The 223-nt window shown below is 65.5% G+C and carries 1 pseudogene; it reads left to right on the top strand.

Annotated features, from left to right (window positions below):
- A pseudogene (locus SNR22_RS29540) lies at nt 1-223 on the top strand (hypothetical protein); the annotation flags it as partial.

The following is a 223-nucleotide window of genomic DNA, read 5'->3' as shown; positions in this document are numbered from 1 at the left end:
TGGCCGTGCAGGCCGCCGACAAGCCGGACGTCGACACCACCAAGCTGATCCCCCACGGTGTGGACGGCGACCAGTCGACCATCACCCTGAACGACGAACAGAACACCAACGCCAAGGCCATCATCGCCGCCACGAAGAAAGCCGGCCTCGACGAGCGGGCCGCGGTGATCTCCATCGGCACCGCACTACAGGAATCGAAGCTCGAGAACCTCGGCCACCTCGG

Origin of the sequence: Micromonospora sp. RTGN7 (assembly GCF_033804645.1) — a bacterium.
Taxonomy (GTDB): Bacteria; Actinomycetota; Actinomycetes; order Mycobacteriales; family Micromonosporaceae; genus Micromonospora.
This window is presented reverse-complemented; position numbering and strand designations above follow the sequence as displayed.